Below are 9,086 nucleotides of genomic sequence, written 5' to 3' on the forward strand. Positions count from 1 at the left end.
ACTCCATGCCCGCAGGCCTCAAACCGGCAGCGGGCGGGTTACCAAGGGGGCGCCGGCTGGCTGCACATTCGGCAGGCGAGCCAGGCGCAGCGCATTGAGCACCACAGTCAAGGAACTGAGGGACATGCCGATCGCGGCCCAGATCGGGGTGATCCAACCCAGGGCGGCAAACGGCAGCATAAGGCCATTGTACAGCCCGGCCCACAGCAGATTCTCGATGATGACCCGTCGGGTACGCCGCGCCAGGCTAAAGGCTTGCACCAGGGCATCGAGGCGGTTGGACAGCAGCACGGCGTCGGCGCTGGTTTTCGCCAGGTCCGTGGCCGACCCCATGGCCACGCTGATATCGGCGGCGGCCAGCACCGGTACATCGTTGACGCCATCACCCAGCATCAGCACGGTGCGGCCTTCCTGGTGCAAGCGTTGCAGCACCCGCAGCTTGTCATCCGGGCGCAGGCCGCCGTGGGCTTCGTCGATGCCCAGGTCGGCGGCGACGCTGGCGACCATTGGCGAGCTGTCACCGGACAGCAACAGCGTGTGCCAGCCACGGGCCTTGCACGCAGCCAGCAGTGACGGTGCATCGCTGCGCAAGCGGTCATCCAGCACGAACCAGGCCAGGGCGCCATGGCTGTCGCCCAGCAGCAGCCATTGGCCGGCTGCGTCCGGTGCCTCAGGCAGCGGGCACCCACTCAGTTCGCAGACAAAGGCGGCCTGGCCGATGCGCAGGCGGCGTTTGCCCACGCGCCCCTCCAGTCCCAGCCCTGGGGCACTGATGACCTCTTCAGCGGCCAACGGCGCGCGTCCGAAGGCTCGGGCGATGGGGTGTTCGGAGCGGTTTTCGAGGGCGGCGGCGAGGCTCAGGCAGTCATCGCTGTTCAACGCGCCCACGGGACGTATGGCACGTAACGCCAGGCGACCTTCGGTCAGGGTGCCGGTCTTGTCGAAAATCACCGTATCGATCTGGTTCAAACCTTCCAGTACATGGCCGCGGGTCAAAAGCAGCCCGAGTTTGTGCAGGGTGCCGGTGGCGGCGGTGAGGGCCGTCGGGGTGGCCAGCGACAGCGCACAAGGGCAGGTCGCCACCAGCATTGCCAGGACGATCCAGAACGCCCGCGTCGGGTCCAGTTGCCACCACGCCAGGCCGATCAGCAGCGCGGCGACCAGTGAGCACAACAGGAACCACTGCGCCGCGCGGTCGGCGATTTGCGCCAGGCGCGGTTTCTCGGCCTGGGCGCGCTCCAGCAGGCGCACGATGGCCGACAGGCGGGTGTCATGGCCCAAGGCGCGCACCTCGACGGTCAGTGCGCCTTCGACGTTAAGCGTACCGGCGGTGACGGTGTCACCGGTAAAGCGCGATTGCGGCAGGTATTCGCCGGTCAGCAGCGACTCGTCGATGCTCGACTGACCCTCGAGAATCACCCCGTCGGCCGGCAGGACGGCGCCCGGATGTACCAATACCCGATCACCCAACACCAACTCACTGAGCAGGATGCGCTCGCTCTGCCCATCGCTGTTCAGGCGCAGGCACGAGGCGGGCAACAGGTTGACCAACTGCGCGGTGGCGGCGGCGGTGCGCTCGCGAGCGCGGCGTTCCAGATAGCGGCCGGCCAGCAGGAACAGCGCGAACATGCCCACCGCGTCGAAATACAGTTCGCCGGAGCCGGTAATCGCGGTCCAGATGCCCGCCAGGTACGCGCCGCCAATCGCCAGGGATACCGACACATCCATGGTCAGGTGACGTGTACGCAAGTCACGCAGGGCGCCCTTGAAAAACGGCGCGCAGCTGTAGAACACGATGGGGGTTGTGAGAAACATCGCCACCCAGCGCAGGATCACATGCAGTTCCGGGCTCAGATCGATGTTGAATTCAGGCCAGGTCGCCATGGTTGCCATCATCGCCTGGAACCACAACAAACCGGCCACCCCCAGCTGACGCAGGGCCAGGCGGTTCTCGCCGGCCAATTGCTCGGCTGCGCGGTCGGCCTGATAGGGGTGGGCGGCATAGCCGATATGACGCAGTTCACCGAGCAACCGGCTCAACGGCAATTGAGCGTCGGCCCAGCGGACCTGCAAGCGATGGTTGGAAAGGTTCAGTCGCGCCTCCGCCACAGCGGGCAGGCTGCGCAGGTGTTTTTCGATCAGCCAGCCACACGCGGCGCAACTGATGCCTTCCATCAACAGGGTGGCTTCCGCCAGTTCGCCTTCGTGGCGTACAAAGGGCTTTTGCACGTCGGCGCGGTCGTACAGCGCCAATTCGTCGACGAGTTGCACCGGCAACGCCTCGGGGTTGGCCGAGGCTTCGCTGCGGTGCTGGTAGTAGCTTTCCAGCCCACCGGCAACGATGGCTTCGGCCACCGCCTGGCAGCCTGGGCAACACAACTCACGGGGTTCACCCAGGATCTGCGCGGTAAACCGGCTGCCCGCCGGGACGGGCAGGGCGCAGTGGTAGCAGGGGATGGGGCTGGTCATGGTCGGGTTACTGGTCTTCAGCACCTTGCAGCGGTTCGTCACCCAACAGCAGGTCCTTGTCGTGGCTGACCTGCTCTTCTTCGAACAGGCGCCAGGTCTTGTCACCTTCTACGCCGAGCAGTTCCACGAAGCGTCGGCCGTCGACCTTGTCGGTGACCTGACCGATGTAGCGCCCGGGTTCGCTGTCGCTACGGGTCAGGATGATCTTGCGGTCCTTCTGCGGTTGGGTTGGCGAAATCAGGTTCAACTCCAGCGTATTCGGGTTGCTGTTGCCGGTCAGGCGCAGGTCGACTTCGCCAGTCAGCTCGTCCAGGTGCACCGATGCACGCAGTTGCAGGGTCTGCGCCAGTTGTTCGCGATCCAGGGAGCGGTTGATGCCTTTGCCGGCCTCGTAATAGTTGTCGTTGACCAGGTTGTCGGGGTTTTTCACCGCGATAGTCACCATGGACAGGGTCAAGGTCACCGAGCAGGCCAGGATGCCAATGATGATCCAGGGCCAGAGGTGCTTGTACCAAGGGCTTGCGGCAGTTGCTGCGGGCATTGTGGCGCTCTCTATTAACGGGCTTTTTGTTTATCGGACCTGGGGCCCGATGAATCGGCTCTTGGCTTCAACGTGGACGCTGTCGTCATCGGCATCCTTGAGGATGAATTTCACCTCGTTGGTGCTCGACGGCAGTTGCTCGGGGGCGCTGGACAGTTCCACCGGCATGCTGAAGATATCCCCGGCGGCGACTTTGATCTCGCGGCGGCCTTGCAGCTTGAGGTCCGGCAGGCCCGCTGCGTCGAGCACGTAGGTGTGGTCGCGCTGGTCTTTGTTCATGATCTTCAGGCTGTAGACGTTTTCGATGCGGCCTTCGGCGTTTTCGCGGTAGAGCACGCGGTCTTTGCTGACGTCGAAGCCCACCAGCGAGCGCATGAAAAATGCCGTGACCAGCAGGCTGATCATCGCCAGCAGGACCAGGGCGTAGCCGATCAACCGTGGGCGCAGCTTGTGAGTCTTCTGCCCGGACAGGTTGTGCTCGGTGGTGTAGCTGATCAGGCCACGTGGGTAGTCCATCTTGTCCATGATGTTGTCGCACGCGTCGATACAGGCGGCGCAACCGATGCATTCGATTTGCAGGCCGTCGCGGATGTCGATCCCGGTCGGGCAGACCTGCACGCACATCGTGCAATCGATGCAATCGCCCAGGCCCTGAGCCTTGTAGTCGACGCCTTTTTTGCGCGGGCCACGCACTTCACCGCGACGCGGGTCGTAGGAGACGATCAAGGTGTCTTTGTCGAACATCACGCTCTGGAAGCGTGCGTACGGGCACATGTAGATGCACACCTGTTCGCGTAGCCAGCCGGCGTTGCCATAGGTGGCGAGGGTGAAGAAACCCACCCAGAAATAGGACCAGCCATCGGCCTGGCCGGTGAAGAAGTCGAACACCAGCTCGCGGATCGGCGAGAAGTAGCCGACAAAGGTCATGCCGGTGACAAAACCGATCAACAGCCACAGGCTGTGCTTGCTCAATTTTCGCAGGAACTTGTTGATGCCCATCGGCGCTTTGTCGAGCTTGATGCGCTGGTTGCGATCGCCTTCGGTGACCTTTTCGCACCACATGAAGATCCAGGTCCACACGCTTTGCGGGCAGGTATAACCGCACCACACGCGACCGGCGTACACCGTGATAAAGAACAGGCCGAATGCGGCAATGATCAACAGGCCCGACAGCAGGATGAAATCCTGGGGCCAGAAGGTCGCGCCAAAAATGAAGAATTTACGTTCCGGCAGGTTCCACCACACCGCCTGGTGGCCCCCCCAGTTCAGCCATACCGTGCCGAAATAGAGCAGGAACAGACCGGCACCGCCGAGCATGCGCAAATTACGGAACAGGCCGGTGAAGGCGCGGGTGTAGATCTTCTCTCGCGAGGCGTAGAGATCGACCGTGTTGCTGGCGTTTTTGGCAGGCGGGGTAACGTCATGTACCGGTATCTGGTTGCTCATCATTGCATCCCACGGCGGTGGAGACTTGCCTCGGCCAGTACGTGCCGGCCGGGGTCAAATTGGGGTGTGGCAGTGGCCTAATGATACGCCCCCGGTGGCGCTGCAAGGGTGCGACCTTTGGTCGCGTTGGGGGAATTCAATTGATGGTATATGTGATCTGGATCAATTGACTTGGGAAGTATGGACGGTTTTTGCGTCAAGGCGGGTCATTCGTTCCATGGATTGAGCAACGGAACGCCACTGGATCGAAAGTCGCAGACATTGCGCGTCACGACGGTCAGCCCATGCACCAGCGCTGTCGCGGCGATCAGCGCATCACTCTCATTAGCCTGGTCGGGTACATGCAATTGCGCACAACGCAGCGCAACTGCGGCATCGACAGGCAGGATCCTGGCATCAAAGGCGGGCATTACGTGCTTTTTCAGCCAGGTTCGTAACACCTTCCCTTGCACCGGGTCTCGACGTTCAATGCGCAAGACGCCGGTCTCCAGTTCCTTGAGGGTGATAGCCGAGATGAACATGCGTGGAGCAATGACACTTTTTGCCCAGGCGACGACTTTGGCGTCAGCCTGGGGTTTACGAAGTTCAGAGATTACGTTGGTGTCGAGCAGGTACATCAAGAGAGGTCCACAGGTCGATGGATGATCACGGCACGTTCGGTTTCGAACTCGATATCGGCCGCTTCCGACATCACCAGCAGGTCAACGATGTCAGCATCGAGGCCTGTCAGTTTCTGGTAGTCCTCAATGCTTAGCAGGACATGGGCAGGCTTGCCGCGGTCGGTGATAAAAACCGGCCCTTGGCGAGCGGCTTTTTTGGCGCCACTTGTGTCTTGATTGAATTCCCGGCTGGAAATGGTGGTGATGGTCATGGGGTGTCCCCCTTCGTCAGATTTTATGTAGGCACGTTACTACTTAGGTTCGAGCAGGAGCAAGTCCGAGGCTACGAGTGGTCATTCTGTGGGGGAACAAACAACAAAGCCCTGCGTAGCTGTCGCTGCGCAGGGCTTTGTTGATAGTCAGGTTTACTGCTCTTCGGTCTGCTTATCCCCATGGGACAGGCTGTAGACATATGCCGCCAGCAGATGCACCTTGTCATTGCCCTGCAGTTGCTCCTGGGCAGGCATCTGGCCCTGGCGGCCGTAACGGATGGTCTGCTGCAGTTGGGCGAAGCTGGAGCCGTAGATGAATGCACCCGGATGAGTCAGGTCGGGGGCGCCCATCGCCGGGGTGCCTTTACCGGCGGGACCGTGGCAGGCCACGCAGTTGGCGGCGAAGAGTTTCGCGCCGTTGGCCGCGTCGGCTTTGGCCCCTTCCGGCAACTTGCGGCCGTCGAGGTTGGTCACCACAAAGGCTGCCACGTCAGCCACGCCTTGTTCGCCGATCACCTCGGCCCACGCCGGCATCACTGCGTGGCGGCCTTTCATGATGGTTTCCTTGATGGTGGCCGGTTCGCCACCCCAGCGCCAATCGGCATCGGTCAGGTTGGGGAAACCGTAGGCGCCCTTGGCGTCGGAACCGTGGCACACCGAACAGTTGGAGGCGAACAGGCGACCTCCCATCTTCAGGGCTTGCGGGTCTTTGGCGACTTCTTCAATCGGCATTGCGGCGAACTTGGCGAAGATCGGGCCGAACTTGGCGTCTGACTTGGCCATTTCCTTTTCCCATTCGTGCACACCGGTCCAGCCGGTCTGGCCGTTGGCGAATGGGGTTTGCTTGTCGGTGTCGAGGTAGTTGTAGCCGGGCAGCAAGCCCTTCCAATTGCCGAGGCCGGGATACAGCGCCAGGTAGCCGAGGGCGAAGATGATGGTGCCGACGAACAGCATGAACCACCATTTGGGCAGCGGGTTGTCGTACTCCTCGATGCCGTCGAACGAGTGGCCGACGGTTTCGTCGGTCTGCTCGGCGCGCTGGCCCCGGCGGGTGGACAGCAGCAGCCAGGTCAGGGCGAAGATGGTACCCAGACTGAGGACTGTGACGTACAGACTCCAGAACGTAGTCATTCTTTGTTACTCCTAGAAGCTTGCTCGACGTGCTTGATGGCTTCGGGATCATCCGCAAAGGGCAGCATGGTCGCGTCGTCAAACTCCGACTTGCGCTTGGGGCTGAATACCCACAACGCCAGGCCGATAAAGGCCACCATCACCACAACGGTGCCCAGGCCTCGAATCATCCCGATATCCATGTAGGTCACCGTTTGCTTTTGATGAGGGTGCCAAGGCCCTGCAGGTAGGCCACCAATGCGTCCATTTCGGTCTTGCCCTTCACGGCGGCGGCTGCACCGGCGATGTCTTCATCGGTGTAGGGCACGCCCAGGGTGCGCAAGACTTCCATCTTCTTCGCGGTGTCCTTGCCGTCGAGCTTGTTTTCCACGAGGAACGGATACGCCGGCATTTTCGACTCCGGCACAACGTTGCGCGGGTTGTACAAGTGCGCACGCTGCCAGTCATCGGAGTAACGCCCGCCGACACGGGCCAGGTCCGGGCCGGTACGCTTGGAACCCCACAGGAACGGGTGGTCCCACACGCTTTCACCGGCAACCGAATAGTGGCCGTAGCGTTCGGTTTCGGCGCGGAACGGGCGGATCATCTGCGAGTGGCAGCCAACACAACCGTTGGCGATGTAGACGTCGCGGCCTTCCAGTTCAAGGGCGGTGCGCGGCTTCATGCCTTCGACCGGTTTGTTGGTCACGTCCTGGAAGAACAGCGGGACGATCTGGGTCAGGCCGCCGATACTCACGGCGATGACCATGAAGAAGGCCAGCAGGCCGATATTCTTCTCGACTACTTCATGCTTCATCAGTGGGCTCCCACAACGGCGATCTTGGCGGCGGCTTCGGCTTCTGCAGGGTCCGAGGCACGCACGGTGCGCCAGACGTTGTAGGCCATGAACAGCATGCCGGCGGCAAAGAACGCACCGCCCAGGGCACGGACGATGTAGCCCGGATGGCTGGCTTGCAGCGCTTCGACGAAGGAGTAGGTGAGGGTGCCGTCATCGTTGATCGCACGCCACATCAGGCCCTGGGTGATGCCGTTGACCCACATCGAGGCGATGTAGAGCACGGTGCCGATGGTGGCCAGCCAGAAGTGCGTGTTGATCAGCCCGACGCTGTGCATCTGCGCACGGCCGAACAGTTTGGGGATCATGTGGTACAGCGCGCCGATGGAGATCATCGCCACCCAACCGAGGGCGCCGGCGTGTACGTGGCCAATGGTCCAGTCGGTGTAGTGCGACAGCGAGTTGACGGTCTTGATCGCCATCATCGGGCCTTCGAAGGTCGACATGCCATAGAACGCCAGGGACACCACGAGGAAGCGCAGGATCGGGTCGGTACGCAATTTATGCCAGGCGCCCGACAGGGTCATCATGCCGTTGATCATGCCGCCCCAGCTCGGGGCCAGCAGGATGATCGACATCGCCATGCCCAGGGACTGCGCCCAATCCGGCAGCGCGGTGTAGTGCAGGTGGTGCGGGCCGGCCCAGATGTACAGGGTGATCAGTGCCCAGAAGTGCACGATGGACAGGCGATACGAGTAGATCGGCCGTTCGGCCTGCTTGGGCACGAAGTAGTACATCATCCCCAGGAAGCCAGTGGTGAGGAAGAAGCCCACGGCGTTGTGGCCATACCACCACTGGATCATCGCATCCGTTGCCCCGGCGTAGGCCGAGTAGGATTTGAACCAGCTCACCGGCAAGGAGGCGTGGTTGACGATGTGCAGCATCGCCGTCACCAGGATGAACGCGCCGTAGAACCAGTTACCCACATAGATATGCTTGGTCTTGCGCTTGACGATGGTGCCGAAGAACACCACGGCGTAGGTCACCCACACGATGGCGAGCAAAATGGCGATCGGCCATTCCAGCTCGGCGTATTCCTTGGTGGTGGTGTAGCCCAGCGGCAGGGTGATGATGGCGCCGAGGATCACGGCTTGCCAGCCCCAGAAGGTGAATGCGGCGAGGCCGTCGGAGATCAGTCGCGTCTGGCAGGTTCGCTGCACGACATAGTAGGAGGTGGCAAACAATGCACATCCGCCGAAGGCGAAAATCACCAGGTTGGTGTGCAGCGGGCGCAGGCGGCCGAAGGTCGTCCATGGCAAGCCGAAATTCAATTGCGGCCAGACCAGTTGCGAGGCGATGAACACCCCGAGCCCCATGCCAAGGATCCCCCAGACCACCGTCATGATGGCGAACTGGCGGACTACCTTATAGTTATAAGCAGTCGGACTGATTGCTGTGCTCATTCTAAGGTTCCACGGTTTAGGTTTTTTTATAGGTAAAATCGGCCGCAAGTATGTAGAAAGCGATGGGTCATTGCAACGCAATGACTGACCTGTATCAATGCGTTCCACGCCAGATTCTGCGCCCTTTCCATGTTTGGTGTAAGGACAAAATCCGAAATCAAAAGCTGATCGAGTGGACAAGAAAATTTGGGGGCCGCAACAATAGCCGTGCGTACGCCAGGATCAGTCCGCTGTGCAAGCAAGCGTAGACCCGAATGGCGAGAGGGGAAAGTTGTGCTTTGGAAGGGTGTGACACTTGGTCGCGTTAAAAGTCCCCCTGTGGCGAGGGAGCTTGCTCCCGCTGGAGTGCGAAGCGCTCCTAAGGTTTTGGGGCTGCTTCGCAGCCCAGCG

9 protein-coding genes are annotated in these 9,086 nt (G+C 61.4%); all 9 read right to left on the bottom strand.

Annotation, left to right across the window (positions count from 1 at the left end; all coding sequences use genetic code 11):
* Nucleotides 1–18: 18 nt before the first annotated feature.
* Nucleotides 19–2,469 carry a heavy metal translocating P-type ATPase gene (locus C9383_RS27415; RefSeq protein ID WP_090372335.1) on the bottom strand — a complete coding sequence of 817 codons (2,451 nt, stop codon included), beginning with the start codon at nucleotides 2,467–2,469 and terminating at the stop codon, nucleotides 19–21.
* Nucleotides 2,470–2,476: 7 nt separating this feature from the next.
* A complete protein-coding gene (locus tag C9383_RS27420) occupies nucleotides 2,477–3,010 on the bottom strand; it encodes a FixH family protein (protein WP_060756157.1) in 534 nt (177 codons plus the stop codon).
* 30 nt (nucleotides 3,011–3,040) lie between these two features.
* Nucleotides 3,041–4,456, bottom strand: a complete 1,416-nt coding sequence (gene ccoG / locus C9383_RS27425; protein ID WP_090369379.1) for a cytochrome c oxidase accessory protein CcoG — start codon at nucleotides 4,454–4,456, stop codon at nucleotides 3,041–3,043.
* A gap of 206 nt (nucleotides 4,457–4,662) precedes the next feature.
* Nucleotides 4,663–5,073, bottom strand: a complete 411-nt coding sequence (locus C9383_RS27430) for a type II toxin-antitoxin system VapC family toxin (RefSeq protein ID WP_090369381.1) — start codon at nucleotides 5,071–5,073, stop codon at nucleotides 4,663–4,665.
* A complete protein-coding gene (locus tag C9383_RS27435) occupies nucleotides 5,073–5,327 on the bottom strand; it encodes a type II toxin-antitoxin system Phd/YefM family antitoxin (protein WP_060756154.1) in 255 nt (84 codons plus the stop codon). Before C9383_RS27435 ends, C9383_RS27430 begins: the two co-directional genes overlap by 1 nt.
* A gap of 153 nt (nucleotides 5,328–5,480) precedes the next feature.
* Nucleotides 5,481–6,458: a cytochrome-c oxidase, cbb3-type subunit III gene (ccoP, locus tag C9383_RS27440; RefSeq protein ID WP_060756153.1), complete on the bottom strand. Its 978-nt coding sequence runs from the start codon at nucleotides 6,456–6,458 to the stop codon at nucleotides 5,481–5,483.
* A complete protein-coding gene (locus tag C9383_RS27445; RefSeq protein WP_016775513.1) occupies nucleotides 6,455–6,640 on the bottom strand; it encodes a CcoQ/FixQ family Cbb3-type cytochrome c oxidase assembly chaperone in 186 nt (61 codons plus the stop codon). Before C9383_RS27445 ends, ccoP begins: the two co-directional genes overlap by 4 nt.
* Nucleotides 6,641–6,645: 5 nt before the next feature.
* A complete protein-coding gene (gene ccoO / locus C9383_RS27450) occupies nucleotides 6,646–7,254 on the bottom strand; it encodes a cytochrome-c oxidase, cbb3-type subunit II (protein ID WP_025854274.1) in 609 nt (202 codons plus the stop codon).
* Nucleotides 7,254–8,696 carry a cytochrome-c oxidase, cbb3-type subunit I gene (gene ccoN / locus C9383_RS27455; RefSeq protein ID WP_060756152.1) on the bottom strand — a complete coding sequence of 481 codons (1,443 nt, stop codon included), beginning with the start codon at nucleotides 8,694–8,696 and terminating at the stop codon, nucleotides 7,254–7,256. Before ccoN ends, ccoO begins: the two co-directional genes overlap by 1 nt.
* Between the last annotated feature and the right edge of the window lie 390 nt (nucleotides 8,697–9,086).

This window comes from Pseudomonas palleroniana, from assembly GCF_003031675.1.
GTDB classification, from domain to species: Bacteria; Pseudomonadota; Gammaproteobacteria; order Pseudomonadales; family Pseudomonadaceae; genus Aquipseudomonas; species Aquipseudomonas palleroniana.

Bases quoted from the DNA above. Each gene is read 5' to 3' on its own strand.
- C9383_RS27415 (WP_090372335.1), bottom strand. From the start codon at position 2,469: ATGACCAGCCCCATCCCCTGCTACCACTGCGCCCTGCCCGTCCCGGCG.
- C9383_RS27420 (WP_060756157.1), bottom strand. From the start codon at position 3,010: ATGCCCGCAGCAACTGCCGCAAGCCCTTGGTACAAGCACCTCTGGCCC.
- ccoG (WP_090369379.1), bottom strand. From the start codon at position 4,456: ATGAGCAACCAGATACCGGTACATGACGTTACCCCGCCTGCCAAAAAC.
- C9383_RS27430 (WP_090369381.1), bottom strand. From the start codon at position 5,073: ATGTACCTGCTCGACACCAACGTAATCTCTGAACTTCGTAAACCCCAG.
- C9383_RS27435 (WP_060756154.1), bottom strand. From the start codon at position 5,327: ATGACCATCACCACCATTTCCAGCCGGGAATTCAATCAAGACACAAGT.
- ccoP (WP_060756153.1), bottom strand. From the start codon at position 6,458: ATGACTACGTTCTGGAGTCTGTACGTCACAGTCCTCAGTCTGGGTACC.
- C9383_RS27445 (WP_016775513.1), bottom strand. From the start codon at position 6,640: ATGGATATCGGGATGATTCGAGGCCTGGGCACCGTTGTGGTGATGGTG.
- ccoO (WP_025854274.1), bottom strand. From the start codon at position 7,254: ATGAAGCATGAAGTAGTCGAGAAGAATATCGGCCTGCTGGCCTTCTTC.
- ccoN (WP_060756152.1), bottom strand. From the start codon at position 8,696: ATGAGCACAGCAATCAGTCCGACTGCTTATAACTATAAGGTAGTCCGC.